General features: G+C 66.0%; 26 protein-coding genes. 18 read left to right on the top strand and 8 right to left on the bottom strand.

The genetic code is table 11. The features are described 5' to 3' along the window. The first annotated feature begins 72 nt into the window (after nt 1–72). The 10 genes from SNE35_RS26400 to SNE35_RS26445 all read left to right on the top strand — a co-directional run bounded on the left by SNE35_RS26400 (nt 73) and on the right by SNE35_RS26445 (nt 10,592). The gene (locus SNE35_RS26400) at nt 73–1,212 is read left to right on the top strand and encodes a thiolase family protein (RefSeq protein WP_320426026.1); all 1,140 of its coding nucleotides are present in this window, start codon (nt 73–75) and stop codon (nt 1,210–1,212) included. Continuing rightward, nucleotides 1,209–1,598 carry a Zn-ribbon domain-containing OB-fold protein gene (locus SNE35_RS26405; protein ID WP_320426027.1) on the top strand — a complete coding sequence of 130 codons (390 nt, stop codon included), beginning with the start codon at nt 1,209–1,211 and terminating at the stop codon, nt 1,596–1,598. Before SNE35_RS26400 ends, SNE35_RS26405 begins: the two co-directional genes overlap by 4 nt. Then, on the top strand, nt 1,595–3,730 hold the full coding sequence (locus tag SNE35_RS26410; RefSeq protein WP_320426028.1) for an acetate--CoA ligase family protein: 2,136 nt from the start codon (nt 1,595–1,597) through the stop codon (nt 3,728–3,730). Before SNE35_RS26405 ends, SNE35_RS26410 begins: the two co-directional genes overlap by 4 nt. A 48-nt stretch (nt 3,731–3,778) precedes the next feature. Beyond that, nucleotides 3,779–4,786, top strand: coding sequence for a ketopantoate reductase family protein (locus SNE35_RS26415; protein WP_320426029.1), 1,008 nt, complete (start codon nt 3,779–3,781; stop codon nt 4,784–4,786). A gap of 3 nt (nt 4,787–4,789) precedes the next feature. Continuing rightward, nucleotides 4,790–5,827, top strand: a complete 1,038-nt coding sequence (locus tag SNE35_RS26420; RefSeq protein WP_320426030.1) for a phosphotransferase family protein — start codon at nt 4,790–4,792, stop codon at nt 5,825–5,827. Continuing rightward, on the top strand, nt 5,827–7,029 hold the full coding sequence (locus SNE35_RS26425) for an acyl-CoA dehydrogenase family protein (protein WP_431312794.1): 1,203 nt from the start codon (nt 5,827–5,829) through the stop codon (nt 7,027–7,029). The genes SNE35_RS26420 and SNE35_RS26425 overlap by 1 nt, the downstream gene beginning before the upstream one ends. 6 nt (nt 7,030–7,035) lie before the next feature. Continuing rightward, nucleotides 7,036–7,803, top strand: a complete 768-nt coding sequence (locus SNE35_RS26430; protein WP_320426031.1) for a glucose 1-dehydrogenase — start codon at nt 7,036–7,038, stop codon at nt 7,801–7,803. A gap of 131 nt (nt 7,804–7,934) precedes the next feature. After that, nucleotides 7,935–9,041: a porin gene (locus tag SNE35_RS26435; protein ID WP_320426032.1), complete on the top strand. Its 1,107-nt coding sequence runs from the start codon at nt 7,935–7,937 to the stop codon at nt 9,039–9,041. Nucleotides 9,042–9,123: 82 nt separating this feature from the next. Further along, complete coding sequence (locus tag SNE35_RS26440; protein ID WP_320426033.1) at nt 9,124–9,660, top strand: gamma carbonic anhydrase family protein; 537 nt, start codon at nt 9,124–9,126, stop codon at nt 9,658–9,660. A 101-nt stretch (nt 9,661–9,761) separates the two neighbouring features. Next, nucleotides 9,762–10,592, top strand: coding sequence for an alpha/beta fold hydrolase (locus SNE35_RS26445; protein ID WP_320426172.1), 831 nt, complete (start codon nt 9,762–9,764; stop codon nt 10,590–10,592). A gap of 152 nt (nt 10,593–10,744) precedes the next feature. On the opposite strand, the gene SNE35_RS26450 is transcribed toward SNE35_RS26445, so the two are convergent. The 7 genes from SNE35_RS26450 to SNE35_RS26480 all read right to left on the bottom strand — a co-directional run bounded on the left by SNE35_RS26450 (nt 10,745) and on the right by SNE35_RS26480 (nt 14,840). Beyond that, on the bottom strand, nt 10,745–10,996 hold the full coding sequence (locus SNE35_RS26450; RefSeq protein WP_320426034.1) for a hypothetical protein: 252 nt from the start codon (nt 10,994–10,996) through the stop codon (nt 10,745–10,747). 58 nt (nt 10,997–11,054) lie between these two features. Next, nucleotides 11,055–11,309: a hypothetical protein gene (locus SNE35_RS26455; RefSeq protein ID WP_320426035.1), complete on the bottom strand. Its 255-nt coding sequence runs from the start codon at nt 11,307–11,309 to the stop codon at nt 11,055–11,057. A 3-nt stretch (nt 11,310–11,312) separates the two neighbouring features. Continuing rightward, nucleotides 11,313–11,657, bottom strand: coding sequence for a hypothetical protein (locus tag SNE35_RS26460; RefSeq protein WP_320426036.1), 345 nt, complete (start codon nt 11,655–11,657; stop codon nt 11,313–11,315). Nucleotides 11,658–11,666: 9 nt separating this feature from the next. Next, a complete protein-coding gene (gene tnpC, locus SNE35_RS26465) occupies nt 11,667–13,259 on the bottom strand; it encodes an IS66 family transposase (protein WP_320426037.1) in 1,593 nt (530 codons plus the stop codon). 55 nt (nt 13,260–13,314) lie between these two features. Continuing rightward, on the bottom strand, nt 13,315–13,650 hold the full coding sequence (tnpB, locus tag SNE35_RS26470) for an IS66 family insertion sequence element accessory protein TnpB (RefSeq protein ID WP_320426038.1): 336 nt from the start codon (nt 13,648–13,650) through the stop codon (nt 13,315–13,317). Then, entirely contained in the window at nt 13,647–14,012 is a 366-nt protein-coding gene (gene tnpA, locus SNE35_RS26475) for an IS66-like element accessory protein TnpA (protein ID WP_320426039.1), read from the bottom strand. Before tnpA ends, tnpB begins: the two co-directional genes overlap by 4 nt. Before the next feature lie 414 nt (nt 14,013–14,426). Continuing rightward, nucleotides 14,427–14,840: a hypothetical protein gene (locus SNE35_RS26480; protein ID WP_320426040.1), complete on the bottom strand. Its 414-nt coding sequence runs from the start codon at nt 14,838–14,840 to the stop codon at nt 14,427–14,429. 101 nt (nt 14,841–14,941) lie between these two features. Here SNE35_RS26480 and SNE35_RS26485 point away from each other — a divergent pair, with 101 nt between their 5' ends. Both SNE35_RS26485 and SNE35_RS26490 read left to right on the top strand, forming a co-directional pair. Beyond that, a complete protein-coding gene (locus SNE35_RS26485; RefSeq protein WP_320426173.1) occupies nt 14,942–15,238 on the top strand; it encodes a helix-hairpin-helix domain-containing protein in 297 nt (98 codons plus the stop codon). Next, nucleotides 15,145–15,639, top strand: a complete 495-nt coding sequence (locus SNE35_RS26490; RefSeq protein WP_320426041.1) for an OB-fold nucleic acid binding domain-containing protein — start codon at nt 15,145–15,147, stop codon at nt 15,637–15,639. The genes SNE35_RS26485 and SNE35_RS26490 overlap by 94 nt, the downstream gene beginning before the upstream one ends. Before the next feature lie 242 nt (nt 15,640–15,881). On the opposite strand, the gene SNE35_RS26495 is transcribed toward SNE35_RS26490, so the two are convergent. Then, complete coding sequence (locus tag SNE35_RS26495; RefSeq protein ID WP_320426042.1) at nt 15,882–16,562, bottom strand: hypothetical protein; 681 nt, start codon at nt 16,560–16,562, stop codon at nt 15,882–15,884. 699 nt (nt 16,563–17,261) lie between these two features. Here SNE35_RS26495 and SNE35_RS26500 point away from each other — a divergent pair. From SNE35_RS26500 to SNE35_RS26525, 6 genes are read left to right on the top strand one after another with little or no spacing between them, the layout of a single operon-like run. Beyond that, the gene (locus tag SNE35_RS26500) at nt 17,262–18,065 is read left to right on the top strand and encodes an SDR family oxidoreductase (RefSeq protein ID WP_320426043.1); all 804 of its coding nucleotides are present in this window, start codon (nt 17,262–17,264) and stop codon (nt 18,063–18,065) included. Between the two features lie 24 nt (nt 18,066–18,089). Beyond that, nucleotides 18,090–18,620, top strand: a complete 531-nt coding sequence (locus tag SNE35_RS26505) for a cupin domain-containing protein (protein ID WP_320426044.1) — start codon at nt 18,090–18,092, stop codon at nt 18,618–18,620. Between the two features lie 14 nt (nt 18,621–18,634). Beyond that, complete coding sequence (locus SNE35_RS26510) at nt 18,635–19,531, top strand: alpha/beta fold hydrolase (RefSeq protein ID WP_320426045.1); 897 nt, start codon at nt 18,635–18,637, stop codon at nt 19,529–19,531. A gap of 3 nt (nt 19,532–19,534) precedes the next feature. Continuing rightward, nucleotides 19,535–20,374, top strand: coding sequence for an IclR family transcriptional regulator (locus tag SNE35_RS26515; RefSeq protein WP_320426046.1), 840 nt, complete (start codon nt 19,535–19,537; stop codon nt 20,372–20,374). Nucleotides 20,375–20,381: 7 nt separating this feature from the next. Continuing rightward, nucleotides 20,382–21,200, top strand: a complete 819-nt coding sequence (locus tag SNE35_RS26520) for an SDR family oxidoreductase (RefSeq protein ID WP_320426047.1) — start codon at nt 20,382–20,384, stop codon at nt 21,198–21,200. Further along, a complete protein-coding gene (locus tag SNE35_RS26525; RefSeq protein ID WP_320426048.1) occupies nt 21,193–22,908 on the top strand; it encodes a thiamine pyrophosphate-binding protein in 1,716 nt (571 codons plus the stop codon). Before SNE35_RS26520 ends, SNE35_RS26525 begins: the two co-directional genes overlap by 8 nt. Nucleotides 22,909–22,923 lie beyond the last annotated feature (15 nt).

Below are 22,923 nucleotides of genomic sequence, written 5' to 3' on the forward strand. Positions count from 1 at the left end.
GCCTCGCTTTCCGATCCCAATCTATTCATTGAACCCCACCACGCGGCGCTTGCGCGCCGAGCGAGGAGAGCCATGTCGTTCGTGACGGGTGTGGGCCTGACTTCGTTCGGGCGCCACGAAAACCGGTCCAGCCTGGACCTGATGACCGAGGCCGCGACCGCAGCGCTGGCCGATTCCGGCCTGCAGCGGCGCGATGTCGACGGGCTGGTGTGCGGCTACGCCACCACCATGCCGCACATTATGTTGTCGACGCTTTTTGCAGAGCACCTCGGCGTGCAACCACGGTATGCACATGCAGTGCAGGTGGGTGGTGCCACCGGGTTCGCGATGGTGATGCTCGCGCACCTCGTCGTACAGGGGGGCGCGGCCGACCACGTACTGGTGGTGGCCGGTGAAAACCGCCTGACCGGCCAGACGCGCGACGCCACCATGCAGACGCTGGCGCAGGCCGGCCATGCTCGCTACGAGGTGCCGCTGGGTCCGACGGTGCCGGCCTACTACGCGCTCGTTGCATCGCGCTACATGCATGAGTTCGGCCTGACGGAAGGCGACCTCGCGCAACTCGCGGTGCAGATGCGTCGCAACGCCATCGACAACCCGGGCGCCCATCTGCGCGACGCGATCACCGTCGACGACGTGCTTCGCTCGACGCCGATCGCGACGCCGCTGAAGCTGATGGACTGCTGCCCGATATCCGACGGCGCGGCGGCGTTCATCGTCAGCCGCGAAGCGGTATCGCCGCATTCGCTGCGCATCATCGGCGCCTCGCAGGCGCACACGCACCAGCATGTGACGGCGGCTCCGACGCTGACGCAGTTCGGCGCAGCGCCGGCAATGCAGCGTGCGATGGCGCAGGCCGGCGTGGCGCACGTCGACGTCGGCTACGCGGCCCTCTACGACAGCTTCACCATCACGCTGGCGATCCTGCTCGAGGAACTCGGTCTGGCTGAACGTGGCCAATCGGGCCGAGCCGCCGCGGCCGGTTATTTCGCGCCTAACGGCACGCTGCCATTGAACACCCACGGCGGCCTACTGAGCTACGGACATTGCGGGGTCGCGGGTGCGCTGGCTCACCTGGCCGAAACCCACCTTCAGATGACCCGCCGCGCCGGTCCTCGGCAGATCCCCAGCGAGCCCGCGATCGCCATGCTGCATGGCGACGGCGGAATCATGTCCTCGCACATCAGCATGATCATGGAGCGGCCGCAATGAATGACGAAATCTCGGCACAGCACGACTGGCATGACGGCGTGCCGGCTCTGTTGCTCGAATGCTGCCGCGCATGCGGTCACGTCGAATACTTCCGTCGAGGTTTCTGCCCGCGCTGCGGCAGCAAGCCGATGGACACAGTCTCTGCCAGCGGCTTGGGGCGCGTGCATGCGGTGACCCAAGTGTTGCGGGCGGCGACGCCCGAATGGAAGGCCCGAGCACCCTACGTGATCGTGCTGGTCGACCTCGACGAGGGCCCACGCGTGATGACTCACGGCTCGGTGGACCTGGCCGTCGGCGACGCCGTACGCATCAGCTACTTCCCGATCGGCGAGCGCCTGATTCCGCTCGTCCAACCCCTGGACTCTCCCACCAAGGTGACCCCATGACCCCTGCTCGCGACTCAACCGTCCCGGACGCGCTCGGCGACGATCTGCGCGCCGCCTTCGATCCGCGCTCCATCGCCATCGTCGGCGCCTCCGACAACGCCGACAAGCTCGGCGGCCGCGTGCTGCAGTTCTTGCAGCGTTTCGGCTTTCGCGGCGGCATCTACCCAATCAACCCGACGCGCGCCGAGGTGCAGGGCGTCAAGGCCTACCCAGCTTTCGATGCCTTGCCCGAGGTCGCCGAACTGGTGGTCATCGCCGTGCCGGGCGACCAGGCAGTTCAGGCCGTGGAGCAGTGTGGCCGCCATGGCAGCCGCGTTGCGGTGATCCTGAGCGCCGGCTTCGGCGAGACCGACGATGCGGGCCGCGCTCAGGAACGCCGGATGGTGGAGATCGCGCGTCGCAGCGGGCTACGGCTGATCGGCCCCAACTCGCAGGGCATCGCCAACTTCGCCAATGGCGCCATCGGCAACTTCTCGACGATGTTTGTCGAGACCGATCCCGTCGACGGGCCGGTGGCCATCGTCACGCAGAGCGGTGGCAGTTTCGCCGTACCGTTCGGGCTGCTGCGCGGACAGGGCGTGGGCGTACGCTACGCCAACGCCATCGGCAACCAGTGCGACGTCACGGTGAGCGAACTGGCCATCGCCGCCGCGCGCGACCCGCAGATCAAGCTGCTGTTGCTCTACATGGAGGGCATTCCCGACGCCAACCACCTCGCGGCCGTCGGCGCCATCGCGCGCGAGCGCCGTCTGCCGGTGCTGGTCGTGAAATCGGGACGCACGGCGGCGGGCCAACGCGCGTCGATGTCGCACACCGGTTCGCTGGCCACCGAGGACCGCGTCGTCGATGCCTTCCTCGAGTACCACGGCCTCAAGCGCGTGAATGACTTGGGCGACCTCGCTAAGGCCGCAGAGCTGTACCTGCAAGGCTGGCGCCCGGAAGGACGGCGCTTGGTGGTGATCAGCAACTCGGGCACTGCCTGTGTGCTGACGGCAGATGCGGCTACTGGCGTTGGCCTACCGATCAACGAGCTTACGCCGGAGACCCGCGCGGCGCTGGGCAAGGTCCTGCCGAGCTTCGCCAGCACGGTGAACCCTGTGGACATCACTGCCGCGCTGTTGAGCAACAGCCGGCTCTTCGGCGACATCCTGCCGATCATCGCGAAGGATCCGGGTGCCGACATCTTCCTGATCTCCGTGCCGGTGTCGGGCCGCGGCTACGACCTTGAGGCCTTTGCTCGCGACGCGGCAGCGTTCGTCAAATCGACCGGCAAGCCGGTAGTGATGGCCGTGCCGCAGCCCAAGGTCGCGGAGCGTTTCAAGCAGGCTGGCCTGCCGGTGTTCACGCTGGAAAGCCAGGCGGTGGCTGCTCTGGACCAGTTTGTCGGCCTGCACGAGGCGCTGGAGAACGCTTGCGAGGCCCGCGCGCTGTCACCGGCCGTCCTTGTGGAAAAGATGCCGGGCGGCGGCACGGAGCTGGTGCTGAACGAGGCCGATGCCCTGGCGCTGGCCGGCAAGCACGGTGTGCCGGTGGTGCCACACCGCCTGTGCGTCAGTGCGGACCAAGTGGCTGCCGCGGCCGTGGAATTCGGAGGGCGCGTCGCGGTCAAGGGCTGTACGAATGCAGTGACGCACAAGTCCGATGTGGGTCTGGTGTGTCTGAACGTGCAAGGCGACGCTGCCGCGCGGGCCGCCTGGGATGAGGTGACGGCGGCCGCCGAGAAGCAGAGTATCCGGCTCGATGGCGTGCTGGTTGCGCGCATGGTGAGCGGGCGCCGTGAATTCATTGTCGGCGCCCACCGCGACCCGACCTTCGGCCCTGTGCTGACAGTGGGCGACGGTGGCAAGTACGTGGAGCACCTCCCGGACGTGCAGGTGCTGATGGGCGGTTCGACGCAGGCCGAGATCCGTCGCGCCGTGCAGCGCCTGCGCGTAGCCCCGATCCTGGCCGGCGTGCGGGGCGAACCGCCGATGGACGTGGACGCACTGGTGACGCTGGTGGCATCAGTCGGACGCCTGATGGTCGACGAACCGGACGTCGTCAGCTTGGACCTCAACCCGGTGCTCGTGGGCGCACTTGGCGAAGGCTGCATGGCGCTGGACGGCGTGGTGGTGAAAAGGACCGCGACATGAGCGCCTTTGGCAACACCTATCGCTTTGAGTGAAGGGCTGACCGTGTCCTTGAACTCGCTCGACGTCGGCGTGCTGGGAGGCGGCGCCATCGGCGGCAGCCTCGCGGCTCGCCTGGCGTCGTCGGGTGAGCGGGTGACGCTAGTGGCCCGCGGCGCCAACGGGCGCGCCATCCGCGAACAAGGGCTGGTGCTGCACGAAGGCGGGCGCGAGTTGCGTGTGCCATTGCCGTGCTGCGAGCAAGCCGGCGACCTGGGACCTCAGGATGTGATCGTCGTCGCCGTTAAGGGCCGCGACCTGTCGCCCCTCGCCTCCGTGCTGCCGGGACTGCTCAAGCCGGGCGGCCGGCTCGTGCTGGCGATGAACGGGATTCCATTCTGGTTCGATCGGTTCGGCGGGTTCGCCTGGCCGGCGGCGGTGCGGGAGATGCTGGACCCAGGCGGCGAACTGGCTCGGCAGCTTCCCCTGCACGCGCTCGTCGGCGCGGTGGTGTTGTCGTCGGCCGAAGTGCTGGCGCCAGGCATTGTGCGCTCGCCAGCGGGCGATCGGCGCAGCGTCATCCTGGGCCGGCCCGACGGTGGCGTGGATGCCGTGACGCAGCGTTTCGCCGACGCCTTGTCCAAGGCCAGCTACGCAACGCGCATCAGCAGCGACATCCGCGCGGAGCTGTGGGCCAAGCTGATGCTGTTTTGCAGCGCGGGGCCCTTGAGCGCCTTGACGGGAGCCGACCTCGGCGTGCTCGCGGCGGAGCCTTCCAGCGAAGCCTTGTGGCTCGGGATGATGAACGAGTGCCTCGACCTCGGCAGCGCCGTCGGCCTGGCGGTTGATGCGGAGCCGCGAGCCGTGCTCGATGCCTTCCGCGGCACGGCGGTGCGGCCTTCGATGCTGCAGGACGTCGAGGCCGGACGGTCGCCGGAGATCGAGAGCGGTCTGCTGGCTGTCGATCTCATCGCAAGGGGCCGGGACATGGAACTGCCGCGGCTGTCCGCGGTGGCCGCATTGATGCGGATGAAGTGGCCGCTCGCGGTTTCGGCCGGCGACACGCGGGAAGAGAACTGATCAATGTCGAACGCATTTACACCCACCCACGACCTCGACCTCAATGCCCTGCAGCACTGGCTGACTGGAAAACTGGACGCCGACCTGGGCCCGCTTCAGGCGCTGCGTCTGTCGGGCGGGCAATCGAATCCCACCTACCGACTCACGGCCGGCGACAGGCGCTACGTGCTTCGGCGCAAGCCCAGCGGCACGCTGCTGCCTTCGGCGCATGCGATCGACCGCGAGTTCCGCATCATCAAGGCGCTCGAAGCAACCGAGGTTCCTGTGCCGGGCGCACGCGTTTATTGCGACGATCCGTCGATCATCGGCGCTGCTTTCTACGTAATGGACTGCGTGGAGGGCCGCATCTTCTGGGACCCGACGCTGCCCGAGCTGAGCTGCGACGACCGCCGCGCGGCCTGGCAGGATTTCGGCCGCGTGGTGGCGGCCCTCCATCGCGTGGATCCTGCGTCCGTCGGACTGGCCGATTTCGGCCGGCCGGAAGGCTACGTGTCGCGGCAGATCTCGCGGCTGGGTCGGCAATACACGGAGTCGGGATTCCAGCGCATCGAGGCGATGGACTGCCTCATCGGTTGGCTGAAGGCGCACTCGCCCATCGTGGACGAAACTGCAATCGTGCATGGCGATCTGCGCATGGACAACCTGATCTTCCATCCCGACGAGCCGCGCATTCTGGCTGTGCTCGACTGGGAACTCTCGACCCTCGGCCATCCGCTCGCCGACTTCGCGTATCACATGTTGACCTGGCGCCTCACACAGGCGCAGTTCCGCGGCATGGCGGGCCGCGACCTGGCGGCCCTGTGCATCCCCGGCGAACGCGAATACCTCGATGCGTATTGCTGCCAGGTCGGACGCGAACCCGTCGACCCGCTGCAATGGAAGTACTTCCTCGTGTTCGCGATGTTCCGCCTGGCCGCAATTCTGCACGGCATCGCCAGGCGGGCGATGGATGGGACGGCATCGAATGCCACAGCGCGCGAGACCGGCGCGCTGGCCAGGCCGATCGCCGAAGCCGCCGTTTCCCTGCTGGAGATTGACTGATGTTCACCTTTTCGCCGCGCAGCAATGATTTGCGCGAACGCCTGCTCGCCTTCATGGACGAGCACATCTATCCCAACGAGGCGCGCTATTTCCAGGAGGCCGAGGAACTGGGTCCCTGGAAGGTCTATCCGGTGGTCGAAGCGCTGAAGCCGAAGGCGCGGGAACTCGGCCTGTGGAACCTGTTCCTGCCGCCGTCGCCGCACGGCCCGGGACTGAGCAATCTGGACTACGCGCCGCTGTGCGAGGTGATGGGCCGCTCGCACCTCGCGCCCGAGGTGTTCAATTGCTCTGCGCCCGACACCGGCAACATGGAAGTGCTGGAGCGCTACGGCACCGCGCAACAGCAGAAGGCATGGCTGCAACCGTTGCTGGACGGCGAGATCCGCTCGTGCTTCGCGATGACTGAGCCACAGGTCGCCTCCAGTGACGCGACGAACATCGAATCGACCATCGTTCGTGATGGCGATGCCTACGTGGTAAACGGCCGCAAGTGGTACACGACCAATGCCACCGACCCGCGCTGCCGCATCGCGATCTTCATGGGCAAGAGCGATCCCGCCAATCCGGACCGGCATCGGCAGCAGTCGATGATCCTGGTGCCGATGGACGCGCCCGGGGTGCGCGTGATCCGGCCGCTGCCGGTGTTCGGCTTTTATGGCGTGCCGGACCGTGCGTCCGAGGTCGAGTTCGACAACGTGCGCGTGCCCGCGGACCACCTGCTGCTCGGCGAGGGGCGTGGCTTCGAGATCGCGCAGGGCCGCCTGGGCCCGGGCCGCATCCACCACTGCATGCGGCTCATCGGTCTGGCCGAGCGCATGCTGGAGATCATGTGCCGGCGAACGCTGTCGCGCAAAGCATTCGGCAAGCTTATCGCCGACCAGGGCGTCACTATCGAGCGCATCGCCGAGTCGCGCATTGCGATCGATCAGGCGCGCCTGCTGACTTTCAACGCGGCCCATCGTATGGACACCGTCGGCAACAAGGTGGCAAAGGCCGAGATCGCCATGATCAAGGTGGCCGCGCCGAACATGGCCTGCAAGGTAATCGACTGGGCCATCCAGGCCTACGGCGGCGGCGGTACCAACAACGACGTCGGCCTGGCTGCGGCCTACGCCACGGCGAGATTGCTGCGATTGGCGGATGGCCCGGACGAAGTGCACCGCCAGCAGATTGGCAAGCTCGAACTCGCAAAGTATCGGTAGGCCTCCATGGAAAAAATAGATCCTTTCCGTCTCGATGGGCGCGTCGCACTCGTCACCGGTTCGACGATGGGCATCGGCGAGGCCATTGCCCGGACGCTGGCCCAAGCGGGCGCGCACGTGCTCATCAGCAGCCGCAAGCCGGACGAATGCGAACGCGTGGCGGCGTCATTGCGCGATGACGGCCTGAGCGCCGAAGCGCAGGCCTGCCACATCGGTCGCATGGACGACATCGAAGCCATGGGGCGGCAGCTGACCGAGCGCCATGGCGGGCTCGACTTGCTGGTCAATAACGCGGTGCTGAGCCCGTTGCGATCGATCGAAGACACCGACCTCGGGATCTTTTCGAAGACGGTGGAAGTGAACCTGCGCGGGCATTGGTATCTGTCCGCACTCGCCGCGCGGCTAATGGCGCCACGCGGCGGCGGGAGCATCGTCAACATCGCATCGATCGCCGCGCTGAATCCCGACCGCGGGCTGGCGCTGTACTCGACGCTGAAGACGGCCATGCTCGGCATGACACGGGCGTTCGCGCTGGAGTGCGGCCCGTCTCAAGTGCGAGTGAATGCGGTGCTGCCCGGTCTCATCAAGACGCGGCTGGCTGGCAAATACAACGACGCCACGCAGCAGCACGTGGTCGGCAAGACGCCGCTCGGCCGTATCGGCGAGCCCGAGGACATCGCCCATGCCGTGCAGTTCCTCGCCTCTCCGGCCGCGGCATTCGTCACCGGCGCAGCGCTCGTGGCGGACGGTGGCGTGAGCCTCACGGTGTTGTGAGGGCCGGCAGTGCCGCGCATCGACGTGCGGACATGTTGACTGGCGCGACACCTTGGACAGCAGGGACGAGAAGAACAACGAACGGGTTCATGTTTGCAGTGGTTCGATACATCTACAACAGGAGATAGACGATGAAGCAAATCCTTGGAGCGCTTGCGCTTGCCCTTCCGATGGTCCCTGCACTGGCGCAGAGCTCGGTCACCATCTACGGCGTTCTCGACCTTTCGGTGGGCGCGACGAACAACGGCAACGGCAACGTGAAGCAGCTAATGTCCGGAGTGGGGCCGGGAAGCCGTCTGGGTTTTCGCGGAACCGAAGATCTCGGCGGCGGCCTGAAAGCGAACTTCGTGCTCGAGGAGGGCATCGCTGTCGACACGGGTACCTTGAACCAGGGTGGCTTGGCGTGGGGCCGCCAGATCTTCGTCGGGCTTTCGAGCACGTGGTGGAGCCTATCGGCGGGCCGGCAGTACTCGCCGCTGAACGTGAGCCTCGTCGAATCCGATGCATTCCGGCAGGTGTACTGGGGAGACACGACCGGGACCGGCAACGCGCTCTACCAGTCGCCCGGCGCCGCCCAGGGATCGGGCGGGCAAGCCTCGACGGCGCGCGTAAACAACTCGGTGCTTGCCACGGCCACGGGCGGCGGCTTCACCGGCCGGCTGATGGTCGCTGCAGGGGATGAGGGCAACAACGGTTCGGGACACCTGGCGATGCTCGGCGGCACCTACAGGGTTGGTGGCCTGCTGCTGACCGGCACGTACAACCGCTTCCGCCAGTACGCCACGACACTCGCTGCGGGCACTTCACCGCAATGGCAGACCGAGTTCAACGTGGGCGGTTCCTACGACTTCGGCCCGGTAATGCTGCTTGCCGGCTACTACTCCTACGACCCGTCAGAAAACCGCACGCCGGGCGCTCCCACTGCACTCGATCCGCGCTTTACGAAGACGGTATCGGACTGGATCGGCTTCCGCGCGCCACTGGGCGGAGGCACCTTGATCGGCCAGGTGATGAAGACCACTTTCGACTACGCCGCTGCGGATGGCCGCGGCACAACGATCGCCGCAGCGTATGAGTATCCGCTCTCGAAACGCACGACGCTCTACGGCTCCTACGCGCAGTTGAACAACAACGCCCAGGGCCTCGTCAGTATCCAGGGCGCCACCGTGTCCGTATTCCCGGCCTACCCGGGGGCGGACCTGCGAGGCTACGCCTTCGGTCTGCGTCACACGTTCTGATCAGAATGACGCGTCGGCGCGACTGCGTCGTCGCTGAAAGCGGTGAGGCCGCCGTCAGTGACGGCTTCGCCTGAAAGGCTATATGACGATTTACAAACTCGGCGCCACGGTACCGCAGATCGACAGCACAGCCTATGTTGCGGATAACGCAACCGTCGTTGGGCGGGTCGTCCTCCATCAAGGCAGCAGCGTGTGGTTCCCGGCGGTGCTGCGGGCCGACAATGAAGCGATCGAGATCGGCGAAGGAAGCAATGTGCAAGACGGCGCGATCCTGCATACCGACCCGGGCTTTCCGCTGCTTGTTGGTAAGGATGTCTCCATCGGTCACCAGGCGATGCTGCACGGCTGCACCGTTGGCGATGGCACGCTGATCGGCATCCAGTCGGTCATCCTCAACGGCGCAAAAATCGGCCGAAATTGCCTCGTGGGCGCAGGTGCCGTCGTCACTGAAGGCAAGGAGTTTCCGGACAACAGTTTGATCGTCGGCGCACCTGCGAAAGTAGTTCGGGAAATGACCGATGGGGCCATTGAGAAACTCAAGAGCAACGCCGCCGAATACACCGAGCGTGCCGAAAGGTATAGAACATCATTGAGCATTTCCGGCGCAGGCTCGGGCTGATTGACCACATTGGCCGGGCGCCGTTGCGCATGAAGATCGTTGACCTGGCCAACATGTTGAAGCGAGAGGCCGACAAACGGAACTGAACGGCGGTGAGCATCATGGAATTCAAAGGCAGCACTGGGCTGCGCATTGCGGCCGACGTGGGAGGTGACCCTGCCGGAGCGCCGGTCATCCTGATGCACGGCGGCGGGCAGACGCGCCATTCCTGGGGGACCGCATTCGAGGCGCTGACGGCAGATGGCTTCCGCGTCATCAACCTCGACGCCCGTGGCCATGGCGACAGCGAATGGGCGCCCGACGGCGACTATTCGCTGCCCACGCTGGCGGACGACCTGCGCGCCGTCATGTCTACGTTGGACCGACCACCGGCACTCGTCGGCGCCTCGATGGGCGGTGCCACCGGCCTGCTGCTCGTCGGCAACTCGCCGCCTGCCATCGCACGCGCGCTCGTGCTGGTAGACATCGTGCCGCGGCTCGAAATAACGGGGTCGGCGAAGGTGCTGGGATTTATGCGCGCCAACGTTGACGGCTTCGCGAGCCTGGACGAGGCCGCCGACGCCGTCACTGCCTACAATCCGCATCGTCCGCGTCCCAAGGACCCATCCGGACTGATGAAGAACCTGCGCCTGCACGCCGATGGCCGGCTGTACTGGCACTGGGATCCGAAATTCGTTGAGAGGCGCATTCCGTCAGAGCCGCCTGCCTTCATCGATTCGCTGGTCGCGGCTTGCACCGGCGTTCACATTCCGACTCTGCTCGTGCGCGGCATGAAGAGCGACATAGTTAGTGAGGCCGGCGTCGCGGACCTGCGTCGCCTGGTGCCGCAGACCGAAGTGTTCGATGTTCCCGGCGCTGGCCACATGGTCGCCGGCGACCGGAACGACGCGTTCAACGCATCGATCATCGAATTCCTGCGTCGGACGGCCTGAGCGCATTTTTCCCGGGAAGTACTGGCAGCAGCGTAGGCAGGGTTCGTGGCCCCGTTGCGATCAGACACGCTGCACATTTGACGAAGTATCGCGGTGGAAGGTAAGCGTCCTGGCAAGTCATGTTGACTTCGTGTGCCGACGCCCCAGGCGAGCTACGTGAGCTCCACGATCTGGCCCACTCCAAGCTTCGGTAAATCGCTAGCCGTCGAGAGAACGAACGAGAACTGCGATAGGTCCGGCTTTCCGTCGGGCGTGATGGCTCGAGGCTGGGACACGTAGCGTTTGATGGGAACGCCCCCGAGCATTGGTGAATCCGAGAGCGCGAACTCGCCAGTTCCAAGTTGCCGCGCGAACAGCGTCACCGGACGTTGCTTCTCGAAGATGTACGTGATCTCGAACTTCATCGGTGGTAAGTGATCTCGGCAAGTCATGTTGACCTGGCCACTATGGCGGCGAGGCCGCTCAGAATCCGTCCATCCAGCCCTGTGAGTCCATGTGGGCGATGAACTGGTCGAGCAAATCTCTATCGATCTCAAGGGATGCGCGGTAGCCTCCCTTGAGATGCGGCTCGATGAGCCCTGTGAACATAACTCCCGGGGCAGTTGCCAACGCCGCCAAGAGCGCTGCCTTCTCCACATCAGCACTCGCAAAGGTTGTTCGCTTTGGAACATAGCGGGGACCGATCCTCACCGAATGCATCGCCCTCTCTCCCGTCATCTTCTAATTATCCGTCGTCGCACGCTCCAGCGTGCGTGCGACGAACTCAGCGGGCCACAGACTGAAGTGCCCGCAGCCGCCAAGGTTCGGGGCAGGTCCTTGCAAAGTGCCTTCCACGAGTACCACCTTGCCGTGCAGCCGTTCGCAAATCCGTTCGTCAAAGCTGAGACTACCGCTGCCGACGGACAGCCATATTGAGGAGGCGTAGCCGGGTGCCTGGTCCGCAAGCGGAACATGGGATAAGGAGACGTTCTCGAACTGGAATGAAAGAAGCCCGCGGACAGTAATGTCCTTACCAGCAAGCCATTCCAGAGATTCAATCGCCTCGTTGACGGAGTAGGTTGGCATCCGGCAATGCTACTCAACAGCTGGCTGATAGACCGGATGCCAGCGATGCGGCAGCAGTTCGCCCAGCTCGCTGTTCTTGTGCGTCGGCAGCCGGGTCAGCACGTCGCGCAAATAGGCATACGGGTCATGCCCGTTGAGTTTGGCCGACTGGATGAGGCTCATGATGGCGGCAGCCCGCTGCCCTGCGAGCAACGTCCCGACGAAGAGCCAGTTCTTGCGCCCCGTGGCCCACGGCCTGATCTGCTGCTCGTCGAAATTGTTGTCGATGGGCAAGGCGGGGTCGTCGAGGTAGCGCTTGAGCGCGGCCCAACGGTTCAGGCTGTAGTCCATCGCTTTGGCGGTGGCCGAGCCATCCGGCACCTTCGGCCGGTACTCCAGCAACCACTCGTGCAGCGCCTTCGCGATGGGCACTGCGCGCGTTCGTCGTTCTCGCAAGCGACCCTCTGCTGCTACGTCCTTCACTTCCCGCTCGATGCCGTAGAGCTGTCCTATGAACTCGATGGCGGTGGCTGCCAGCGTGCTCTTGTTGGCCAGGTGCAGCTCCACGAACTTGCGGCGCGCGTGGGCCATGCAGCCCACCTCGGTGATGCCGCCGTCGAGGAATAGCGCCTTGTAGCCCGAATAGTCGTCGCACACGAGGCTGCCCTTCCAGGCGCTGTCGGTGCCATGACCCAAGAAGGTCCGTGGATGCTGGCCGGAGCGGCTCTCAGTGAAGTCGTAGACCACCGCGCGCATGTGCTCGAAGGCGCCGCTGGCGTAGGCCCAGAGATACGCGCGATGAGTCTTGCCAGTGCCTGGCGCCAGCATGGCCACCGGCGTCTCGTCGGCGTGCAGCACCGGCAGGCGAAGCAGGTCGGCCTTCATGGCGTCAACCAACGGCTGCAGGCGCACACCGCACACACCCACCCAGGCTGCCAAGGTCGAGCGCGGGATGGCCAGGCCGGCGCGCTCGAAGATAGCCTCCTGGCGGTACAGCGGCAGGTGGTCGGAGTGCTTGGCGACCAGCACATGGGCGAGCAGGCCCGAAGTAGGCAAGCCCTTGTCGATGATCTCCGCCGGCACGGGCGCCTGGGTCAACGTGCGGCACTTCGCGCAGGCCCACTTGCCGCGCACGTGGCGTTCCACCGTGAAGCTGCCGGGTGTGTAGTCCAGCTTCTCGCTGACGTCTTCGCCGATGCGTGTCATCTGGCAGCCGCAAGGGCATGTCGTGTCGCTGGGTTCATGATGCCGCTCTACGCGCGGCAGATGGGCGGGCAGCGCGGCGCGCTTCGACCGCTCCGGCGCGGGCTCGGTGTCCTTGCGCTTGGCGGCCATCAGCTCGGCCAGTTGTGCCTCTAAGGCGGCGAGGTCGGCATCCACGGCCTCGTCGAACAGGGCCTTCTGCTCGGCGTCGAACTGCTCGCTCTTCTTGCCGAACTTCACGCGGCGCAGCTGCGCCATCTCGAAGGTCAGCTTCTCGATCTTGGCGTCGCGCCACTCGATCTCGTGACGGTCGTGCGCCTGGCGGTCCAAAAGCGCTCGCACCTTGGCGCCGATATGCCCAAGCCCCGCAGCTTCCAGCGAGGCAAGGTCTTCGGCGCTGAAGGGCGTGGCGACTGCCATGACGGCAGTGTGGGGCGAGCGCGGGCCGCGCGCATCGGCGCGAGCACCGATTGCGTCACAGCAACCGGATCGCGCCGTCGTCTTCCACGCGCTGCCATGGCAGGCCCAGCACGAGGGCCTGCAACTGAGGCTGCGTCAGCGGCATGTGCTCCAGCGTGACGTCGCGAGGCCACACGAAGCGGCCCTGGTGCAGGCGCCTCGCCGCTAGCCACACGCCGATGCCGTCATGCATGAGCACCTTCATTCGCGTAGCGCGCCGGTTGGCGAAGAGGTAGGCATGGTGCGGCTTGGCGCCGCCGAAGACCTGAACGACGCGGGCCAGGGCGGTCTCGGTGCCGGCGCGCATGTCCAGTGGCGTCGTTGCGAGCCACACGGCGTCGATGCGGATCAACGCAGTAACTCGCGCATACAGGCCGCGCACGCATCGGCAGCGCCAACTGGCCACGTCAGCACGATGGTGGTCGCACCGCGACGGACCTCAATGCGAACGGACTCAGCACTCGGCGTAGGCGGTGCGGCTGGCGCCGGCATCGGCAGCGAGATGAAGCCGACGGGCTTCTCGCTGACGGTCACTGCGTCGACAAGAGGCTGAGCCCTCTCATGGACCCAGCGCCGCAACAGGTTGGCGTTTATGCCGTGAGCCATTGCCACAGAGGCCATCGAGACACCCGGCTGCTGCGAGGCTTGCACTGCCTGCGCCTTGAACTCGGCGCTGTGAATTCGGCGACGGCGGCCTGGCGCTGCTTGGTCCATAGTGCGTACGTATCCATCAAGTCGTCAATGGACACGAGCATCCTAGGCATGCCTCAGCGGATCAACATGCCTTGCCAGGACGCTTACTTCGCTGCTACACAGCATCCGATCATTGAGGGGTATGACCCGCCTGAGGGCTGGGGCTGGTGCTTCATCGACAAGGTCACCGTCGACTTCGGTGGAGACACGACGCCTCAGGACGGGCCGATACCACGGTTCGTTTAAGGAGCTGGGTGGTCGTTGATCTGGCTCTGACGCCCTGACAGTAGCTCGGATCGCTTGACTTCGACCCTAGCGCCACCCGTGTCGGCAGGATGGCGGACGCCGTGGTAGCGGATGAACGCACTACGTGCCCAACCGAGCGTGCAAGGATCTCGAGGAAGTGCCCGATGGAGGGTCTTTGAAGTACTCCGACTACTTGTCGTCGCGAGCCCGCTGTCGAAGGACGAGCCAACAGAACACAGCGTACACGAGCGTTGCCGGACCGAGCCAGAAGTGTTCGGCCATCCGACCTTCTTCGATGATGCGCAGCTTCAGCGGCACCTTCGCAGCCCAGAGCGCGTAGGTCAGATTGGCGTAGAAGGCCAATCCGCCGACGATGGCCAGAGACAAGCGGGCCAGCGTGTGTCCGGCGCCCTTTCCGGCTTCTTCCGCCGTCCACCACCAGAGCAATAGGGCGACGGCGACGCCGGCAGCAAAGCATGTCACGACGATCACCTCGCCGTCTTTCAGGTAAGCCCCGAGGACCGAGCCGCCGATGGCGGCACAGAGGCACAAGGCAAGCGCGGTCAGAAACAGCCAATGCGGCCGGCGAGAAACGGTCTTCATTGAATCTCTTCGGTGGCAGACGCCGGGAGGATAGTTCAGCTGCATTTGCGCTGTATAGCGACTGGGACTGCACGCTGGAAGGCGGCGGCGACAAGCCGGCCGTGCGGCTGGGCCTGCGGCGGATCGACGGGCTGAAGGAGGAGTCGGCGCGGCGCATCGTCGCCGTTCGCGCCACGGTCTACTTCGAGAGCGCAGAGGCGGTCGCCCTGGCGGCCGAGCTGGAACAGCAGGACATGCGGCTGCTCGCGGCGGCCGATGCGCTGCGAAGCCGAGCGGACATAGCCGCCAGCAGGTCTGGGATGCGGTGGCGCTGCGCCGGCCGCCGAAGCTGCTGCGCGAGGCGCCGGTCGACGAGATGGCGCTGGAGCTGGAGCCGGCGTCCGAAGGCGAAGAGGTGATCTGGGACTACCGGTCCTTGGGGCCGACGCTGCGCAGCCACCCGCTGAAGCTGCTGCGGCCCAGGCTCGACGAGCGCAAGTTCGCGACGGCCGAGGAGCTGATGCAGATGCCCAACGGCCGAGTGGTTCACTACCGCGACATCGTCACGCTCCGGCAGCAAACGGGGATGGCCAAGCGCGTGGTCTTCATGAGTCTTGAAAATGAGACGGGCAACGTGCAGGTGATCATCTGGCCCAGCGTGCGCGACGCGCAGCGCAAGGAACTTCTGCACTCGCGGCTGATCGCCGTGCATGGGATCTGGCAGCGGCAGGACGAGGCCTGCAGCATGATCGCTGGGCGGCTGGAGGACCTGACGCCGTTGCTGGGCGAGCTGGAGACGAGCAGCCGGGACTTTCAGTAGCCGTGGCGGAGCCAGGTGGACAGCGCGACGGTGTTCGCCGCCAGATGGGACTTCCAGACTCGAGGCGCAAGGACCGCAAACTTCGGTTGCAGCGGTCGAGTACTGGCGCGTTCGGGATCGGACTCTGGATAGCCAAGAACTAGCTGCTGCAGGTTGCTCCGAGAGCGGACGACGTTCACCGGAACCCCCGGGTAGGTAGCATTGAAACTCGGCGACTACCGCAGACCTCCTGAGCAAGTGATCTATGCGGGCGTTCCGAGTCCCAACTGTCCGATTCGTGCCTTGATCGCTGCGTTGTAGTCCAGTAGCCACTGGTACTTTGCCGCCACAGCCGCGTCTGTGCGGTGCGCGAAAAGTGCATTCTCCGCAACCTCCCGATGGCGCTTAAGCACCCAACTCTGCAAGCCTAAGTAGTTCAGCGAAGACACGCCGTCGGTCGCCGTGTAAACGAGCGTCTCATCTACGAACGGCTGCTTCGGAAGGGCTTGTAAGACCGATGCGTCAAGGACTACACGAGGATAGATCGCCTTCTCTTCTGCTCTAACGGCCTGCAGCACTGCCGGCCCAAAGACGAATTTGTCGTTGATCAGCATACTTCCAATCGTTATGGCTCCTCGCATTGGAAGCTCCGCGACGAGAAGGAAATGCTGCAGTTGGGCCGAGACCTCCTGCAGAAAGTGAGTGACCTGTTCGCCAACGGAAAATCGACTTGTTGTGCTTAGCGGAATGGCCGCGAAGATGTTGTCGGTGAACGTCTTCACAACAGGCGTGCCGTCGCGACGCAACCCATTGAGGCGCCGCTCGAATTCAAGCATCGATGACAGAAAGAAGTCTGCGGCTTGGCTGTCGCCATCGTCGAAGATTTTGGAGCCCCCGAGTACATCGAGATAGGCGCAAATATGCGGGGTCAAGGTGATTTCCATGGTTCTATGCTCTCGATTTCACGAAAGGGGTAAAGAGTTGCACAAAGCTGGCGACTGTCATACCGACAATCAGCTCAATTAGCGCCTCCTCGTCGGTGGGAAACGCCGAGCCCGCCTCTGTGCGACGCGCCCACAACTGCTTGTCGGTCACGGCAACCAGGTTAGCTACGAGGTCGTAGGCGAAGGGGCCATTAACTGCGAGTCACCGCCAGGATGGTTTTTGCTTCCTCCAGTGTGCTCGGGTACGGGAACCCGCATCACGTGGCCAAGCACCAAGTTAGCTGGCGGCACCAAGGCGGGCAGACCGAACGTCTGTGGAATCACTTCAATGACGCGACGTGCTCGTTCGAAGTCGGATGGCAAGACTCCGCACTGCGCGAATACCTCGTCGATGGAGTGTCCGATGGAGGCAGCTGAAGGCGCTGCCGTGCAAGGCCACGTGCTGATTCAAGCGCGCCTTTCGCGCTTGTCGGTGCGCAGGTCGCCATTCGGGCCACTCCAGTCACGTTGTCTTTGCGGACAAGCCCTGGACCGAGACGCCACCCCATAACGTCTACGCACTACCTGCGTTAGGTAGACGAGGGTATATACCTACAACGAACTCAAGACGGGTCACTACACTTGTTCCGTGCGTTTCATTAGGGAATCAATGTTTCACTAATAAAACAAACGAAGACCGAGATGTTCTTGGAGTGCTTGATGCCAGATATCGCCAGGATCGCAGATCCAGAAAGCCTGCAGCGCCTGCTGCCTGAGATACCGCCGTCGCTGCTGCAAGGCCGCCGGGTGCTGGTGACCGGTGCCGCGCGCGGGCTGGGCTTGGCCTTCGCCAGGTGCATCGCCCAGGCCGGCGCCACGGTGCTGATGGCCGACATCCTGGACGAGTTGCTGCAAGCTGAGGCCCGGGCCTTGTGCGCTTCGGGCTTCGAGGCCCACGCAATCCCGGTCGACCTGTGCGAACCGGCCTCGATCGCCACCTGCGCCGCCGCGGCCGGCAACCTGGACGGTCTGGTCAATAACGCCGCGATTACCAACTCCGGTGGCCGTGACGCCCATGCGCTCGATGTATCGACCTGGGATCGGGTCATGGACGTCAACGTCCGCGGCACGTGGCTCATGAGCCGGGCCTGCCAGCCCGCGCTGGCCGCCAGCGGTCGCGGAGCCATCGTCAATCTGGCTTCCGACACTGCGCTGTGGGGCGCGCCGAACCTGCTGGCCTATGCCGCCAGCAAGGGCGCGGTCATCTCGATGACGCGCTCGCTGGCCCGTGAATGGGGCGGCGAGGGCATCACCGTCAATGCCGTCGCGCCAGGCTTGACGCTCGTCGAAGCGACCGAGTACGTGCCGCTGGGGCGGCACCAGAAATACCTCGAAGGCCGCGCCATCCCGCGCGAGCAACAGGCGGCCGACGTCTGCGGGACGGTGCTCTTCGCGCTGTCCGGCCTGTCGCGTTTCGTGACCGGCCAGTTGTTGCCGGTCAACGGCGGCTACGTGATGAATTGATTGATCTGGACGAGGAGTGACCCGATGAGCGAACAGCAGAACACCGAAGCGCCGACCTGGCTCCAACCCGAAGGCAGCAGTTTCTCCGACTGGATGGGCAGCCGCGTGGCCCGCTATGCGACCCGCACCTACGACTGGAACGCGTTGAAGTTCCAGGCCGATTTCGATCCGAAGTACCGCCGTGCGCAGATGCGCTACGTGGGCACCGGCGGCACCGGCATCAGCGCCGATACGAACACCGTGCCTTCCGAGAACTTCACCTTCTCCACGATGGTGATCCCGGCCGGCCACGAAGGCCCGCCGCACCTGCACACCGACGTGGAAGAGATCTTCTTCGTGATCCGCGGCAAGCTGAAGGTCGTGCTGGAGAAGGATGGCGAGCGCTTCGAGACCGTCATCAGCGACCGTGACCTCATTTCCGTGCCCCCGGGCGTGTACCGGGAGGAGATCAACATCGGCGACGAAGACGCGCTGATGTGCGTGATGCTCGGTGCGAAGAAGCCGATCACGCCGACCTATCCGCCCGAGCATCCGCTCGCCAAGATCAAGCGCTGATCGCTCGAGCACGGATGCCCATCATGGCCCTCGCCGACACCGACCCCGGCATGCTGCCCCCCAGCGCCAATCTCGCTCGCCTCGATGCCGTTTTCGGCGCGCGCAGCGTGCGCGTGGGGCGGCAGGGTGCCGTGGTCTCGGTGCGGGAGCTCGGGGAGGGGCCGGCCGTCGTCTGCCTGCACGGTATCGGCTCCGGCGCAGCATCCTGGCTGGGGCTGGCCGAGCGCATGGCGCCTCGGGCCCGGCTGATCGCCTGGGACGCGCCGGGCTACGGGGCCTCCACGCCGCTCTCGTCGCTGACGCCGGACGCTACCGACTACGCCGTGCGCCTGCACCAGCTGCTGGACGCGCTGGAGATCGAGCGCTGCACGCTGCTGGGCCATTCGCTCGGCGCGCTGACGGCCGTCGCTGCGGCCAGCGCCGAAACAAGTGGCGAGCGCGCAGCGCGCTTCGACCGTGTGATCCTGGCCAGCCCGGCCCGCGGCTACGGCGCGCAGGGCCCGCTGGCCGCCACCGTGCGTGCCGAGCGCCTTGCGCTGCTGCGCACCGAAGGCATCGACGGCATGGCGGCTATGCGCTCCGCCCGGTTGCTGTCGCCGAAGGCGTCGGCCCAGGCGAGGCAGTGGGTGCGCTGGAACATGGCGCGGCTCCATGCGGGCGGCTACCGCCAGGCGGTCGAACTGCTGTGCGGCGAAGATCTGGTCCGGCACCTGCCTCTGGCGGTGCCCGTGCAGGTGTGGGTCGGCGCTCTTGATGAGATCAGGCCGCCGCGCGCCTGCGACGAAATCGCTCGCGCCGCGCAGACCACGCTGCAGCTGATCGCCGATGCGGGCCATGCCTGCTACGTCGAGCAGCCTGACGCCGTCGCGAGTCTCCTTTGCACCGTCCTGGAAGAAGACCGGGGAGCCTGAGCCATGATCGAAGACACCAACAACAACGAAGATTCCGCGGACCGCTACAACGTGCCCGCGCTGGAGCGCGGCCTGCGCATCCTCGCCGAGTTCAACCGGCACACGCAGGTCGTCTCGCCGCCCGAGCTGGCGCGCCGCCTAGAACTGCCGCGCTCCACCGTGTTCCGACTGCTGACCACGCTGGAGAACATGGGCTTCGTGCAGCGCAGCGAAGGCGGCAACGACTACCGCCTCGGGCTGGCCGTGCTGCGCCTGGGCTTCGAATACCTCGCCTCGCTGCCGCTGAACGAACTGGGCCAGCCGCTGCTGCGCCGCCTCAGCGAGGAGATCGCTTATCCCTGCAACATCGTCGTGCGCGACTGGCGCTCGATCGTCTACGTGACCCGCGTGTCCCCGCAGGCGCCGGCCTCGCCCTTCGTCGGCGCCGTCAATGTCGGCACACGGCTGCCGGCGCACGGCACGGTGCTGGGCCGCATGGTGCTGGCGGACCTGAGCCTCGCGCAATTGAGGGCGCTGTATCCGGAGGACAACCTGGAGAGCTTCTCGGTCGACACGCCGCGCACGGTCTCCGCGCTGTACGAGCTGCTGCAGCTCGACCTGAGACGCGGCTGCGCGATCGGCGAGGGCTTCTTCGAGCCGAACATCTCGACCATCGCCGCGCCGGTGCGCGACCACAGCGGCCACATCGTCGCCGCCCTGGGCGTCACGATCAACGCCGGTCGTTTTCAGGACGTGCAGCTGGACGAAAGCCGCGTCGACGCCATGGTTGCCAGCGTCAAGCGCACCGCGGCGGAGCTGTCACGGCTGCTGAACTACTCGCCGCGCCCCGCGGTTGCGGAGTGATTCCCTGATGAGCAACTTCGCCCCTGATCTGCTGGCTGGCCGCGTGGCCGTCGTCACCGGCGGTTCGTCCGGCATTGGCCTAGCCGCCGTGGCCGCGCTGCTGGACGCCGGCGCCGGCGTGGCGCTGTGCGGCCGCAGCGCCGCACGGCTGGACGAGGCGCTCGGCGCGCTGCGCGCCACGCATCCCGGGGCGAAGCTGTTCGCATCGAGTTGCGACGTGCTCGACGGCGCCGCCGTACGCGATTTCGCCGCCCGCAGCGAAGCGGCGCTCGGCCCCGCCTCCATCCTCGTCAACAACGCCGGCCAGGGTCGCGTTTCCACCTTCGCCGACACGACAGACGAAGCCTGGATGGAAGAGCTGCGGCTGAAGTTCTTCTCCGTCATCAACCCGACCCGTGCGTTCCTGCCGCAGCTGGCCGCGCAACGCCAGGCTTGCGGCGATGCCGCCGTCGTCTGCGCCAACTCGCTGCTGGCCCGCCAGCCCGAGCCCCACATGGTGGCCACCTCGGCGGCGCGCGCAGGCCTGTTGAACCTGGTGCGCTCGCTGGCAAGCGAGTTTGCGCCGCAGGGCGTGCGAGTCAACGGCATCCTGATCGGCTTGATCGAGTCCGGCCAGTGGCGCCGCCGCTTCGATGCGCGCGACGACCGGGGCCAGGACTGGGCGAGCTGGAGCCATGGGCTTGCCGCCCGCAAGGAAATTCCGCTGGGCCGGCTCGGCCTGCCCGAAGAAGCCGCCCGTGCCCTCGTGTTCCTCGCGTCGCCGCTGGCGTCCTACACGACCGGCTCGCATCTCGATATTTCTGGAGGTCTGTCCCGCCATGCCTAAGGCTCAAACCCAGCAGGTCACCGTCGGCGCCGTCGTCGCGACCTTTCTCGAACGCTGCGGCGTCCGCGCCGCCTTCGGCGTCATCTCGATCCACAACATGCCGATCCTCGATGCCTTCGCGCAGCGTGGCGTGATCCGCTTCGTGCCCGCGCGTGGCGAGGCCGGGGCCGGCAACATGGCCGATGCCTATGCCCGCTCGACGAGCCGGCTCGGTGTCTGCGTGACCAGCACCGGCCCGGCCGCCGGCAATATCGCGGGCAGCCTGGTCGAGGCCTACACCGCCGGCGCGCCGCTGCTGCACATCACCGGCCAGATCGAGACGCCCTACCTCGACAAGGGCATGTCCTATATCCATGAGGCGCCGGACCAGTTGACGATGCTGAAGGCTGTTTCCAAGACCGCCTTGCGCATCCGCAGCGCCGACAACGCGCTGGGTGTGCTGAAGCAGGCTGTGCGTGCCGCACTGACCGCGCCGACTGGTCCGGTCAGCCTGGAGATCCCGATCGACATCCAGTCTGCGCTGATCGACATGCCGAGCGAGGCCGAGCTGGCGCCGCTGTCGCTGCACTTGACCGAGCCCGACCCCGCCGCGCTGGACCAACTGGCCGCGCAGCTCGCCCAGACCCGCCGCCCGCTGCTGTGGGTGGGCGGTGGCGCCCGACATGCGGCAGGCGCCGTGAAGCGCCTGCGCGACCTCGGCTTCGGCATCGTTACCAGCGTGCAGGGCCGGGGCGTGCTGCCCGAGGACGACGCCGCGAACCTGGGCGCCTACAACATCCACAAGCCGGTCGAGGCCTTCTACCAGCGCTGCGACGCGATGCTGGTCGTTGGCTCGCGGCTGCGCAGCAACGAGACCCTCCGGTACGAACTGAAGCTGCCGCGCCCGCTGCTGCGCATCGACGCGGACCCGGCCGCCGAGGGCCGCTGCTACCGCAGCGACGGTTTCGTCTGCGCCGACGCGAAGCTGGCTCTTGAAGGCCTGGCCGACCGACTCGAAGCGCGCGGCTACCGCGCCGATGCCGAGCTGCAGGCCGACCTGAAGAAGACCCATGAGACCGCCGTGGCCTCCGTGCGCGAGGGCCTGGGGCCGTACAGCGCGCTGGTCCAGGCACTGCAACAGGCGGCCGGCCGCAACTTCAACTGGGTGCGCGACGTGACCGTGTCCAACAGCACCTGGGGCAACCGGGAGCTGCGCGTGTTCGAACCCAGCCAGGGTGTGCATGCCACCGGCGGCGGTATCGGCCAGGGCATGCCGATGGCGATCGGCGCGGCTGTCGGCGCGGCGGTCACGGCTTCGGGCCGCAAGACCTTCTGCCTGGCCGGCGACGGTGGCTTCATCCTGAACCTCGGCGAGCTCGCCACGATGGTCCAGGAGCAATGCGACATGGTCATCGTGCTGATGAACGACAAGGGCTACGGCGTCATCAAGAACATCCAGGACGCCCAGTACGGCGGCCGCCGCTGCTACGTCGAGCTGCACACGCCGGACTACGCCAAGCTCTGCGAGTCGATCGCGCTGCCGCATGCCCGCTGCTCGAGCCTGTCCGAGCTGCCCGCGCTGCTTGCCCGCGCGACGGACCGCCAAGGCCCGTTCATGCTGGAGATTGACATGCTGAGCATCGGGCCCTTCAAGTCCACCTTCGCGGGTCCGCCGGTCAACACGATCACGCAGATCCCCGCGCTGAATCTGGCAGCCAGCAACACCTGACCCCGAAGGCCCGCC

It is taken from the genome of Roseateles agri (assembly GCF_034043675.1).
GTDB lineage: Bacteria > Pseudomonadota > Gammaproteobacteria > Burkholderiales > Burkholderiaceae_C > KK5.

Coding starts and splice junctions, on each gene's coding strand:
- SNE35_RS26400 (WP_320426026.1), top strand. CDS start 73: ATGTCGTTCGTGACGGGTGTGGGCCTGACTTCGTTCGGGCGCCACGAA.
- SNE35_RS26405 (WP_320426027.1), top strand. CDS start 1,209: ATGAATGACGAAATCTCGGCACAGCACGACTGGCATGACGGCGTGCCG.
- SNE35_RS26410 (WP_320426028.1), top strand. CDS start 1,595: ATGACCCCTGCTCGCGACTCAACCGTCCCGGACGCGCTCGGCGACGAT.
- SNE35_RS26420 (WP_320426030.1), top strand. CDS start 4,790: ATGTCGAACGCATTTACACCCACCCACGACCTCGACCTCAATGCCCTG.
- SNE35_RS26425 (WP_431312794.1), top strand. CDS start 5,827: ATGTTCACCTTTTCGCCGCGCAGCAATGATTTGCGCGAACGCCTGCTC.
- SNE35_RS26430 (WP_320426031.1), top strand. CDS start 7,036: ATGGAAAAAATAGATCCTTTCCGTCTCGATGGGCGCGTCGCACTCGTC.
- SNE35_RS26435 (WP_320426032.1), top strand. CDS start 7,935: ATGAAGCAAATCCTTGGAGCGCTTGCGCTTGCCCTTCCGATGGTCCCT.
- SNE35_RS26440 (WP_320426033.1), top strand. CDS start 9,124: ATGACGATTTACAAACTCGGCGCCACGGTACCGCAGATCGACAGCACA.
- SNE35_RS26445 (WP_320426172.1), top strand. CDS start 9,762: ATGGAATTCAAAGGCAGCACTGGGCTGCGCATTGCGGCCGACGTGGGA.
- SNE35_RS26450 (WP_320426034.1), bottom strand. CDS start 10,996: ATGAAGTTCGAGATCACGTACATCTTCGAGAAGCAACGTCCGGTGACG.
- SNE35_RS26455 (WP_320426035.1), bottom strand. CDS start 11,309: ATGACGGGAGAGAGGGCGATGCATTCGGTGAGGATCGGTCCCCGCTAT.
- SNE35_RS26460 (WP_320426036.1), bottom strand. CDS start 11,657: ATGCCAACCTACTCCGTCAACGAGGCGATTGAATCTCTGGAATGGCTT.
- tnpC (WP_320426037.1), bottom strand. CDS start 13,259: ATGGCAGTCGCCACGCCCTTCAGCGCCGAAGACCTTGCCTCGCTGGAA.
- tnpA (WP_320426039.1), bottom strand. CDS start 14,012: ATGGACCAAGCAGCGCCAGGCCGCCGTCGCCGAATTCACAGCGCCGAG.
- SNE35_RS26480 (WP_320426040.1), bottom strand. CDS start 14,840: ATGAAGACCGTTTCTCGCCGGCCGCATTGGCTGTTTCTGACCGCGCTT.
- SNE35_RS26495 (WP_320426042.1), bottom strand. CDS start 16,562: ATGGAAATCACCTTGACCCCGCATATTTGCGCCTATCTCGATGTACTC.
- SNE35_RS26500 (WP_320426043.1), top strand. CDS start 17,262: ATGCCAGATATCGCCAGGATCGCAGATCCAGAAAGCCTGCAGCGCCTG.
- SNE35_RS26505 (WP_320426044.1), top strand. CDS start 18,090: ATGAGCGAACAGCAGAACACCGAAGCGCCGACCTGGCTCCAACCCGAA.
- SNE35_RS26510 (WP_320426045.1), top strand. CDS start 18,635: ATGCCCATCATGGCCCTCGCCGACACCGACCCCGGCATGCTGCCCCCC.
- SNE35_RS26515 (WP_320426046.1), top strand. CDS start 19,535: ATGATCGAAGACACCAACAACAACGAAGATTCCGCGGACCGCTACAAC.
- SNE35_RS26520 (WP_320426047.1), top strand. CDS start 20,382: ATGAGCAACTTCGCCCCTGATCTGCTGGCTGGCCGCGTGGCCGTCGTC.
- SNE35_RS26525 (WP_320426048.1), top strand. CDS start 21,193: ATGCCTAAGGCTCAAACCCAGCAGGTCACCGTCGGCGCCGTCGTCGCG.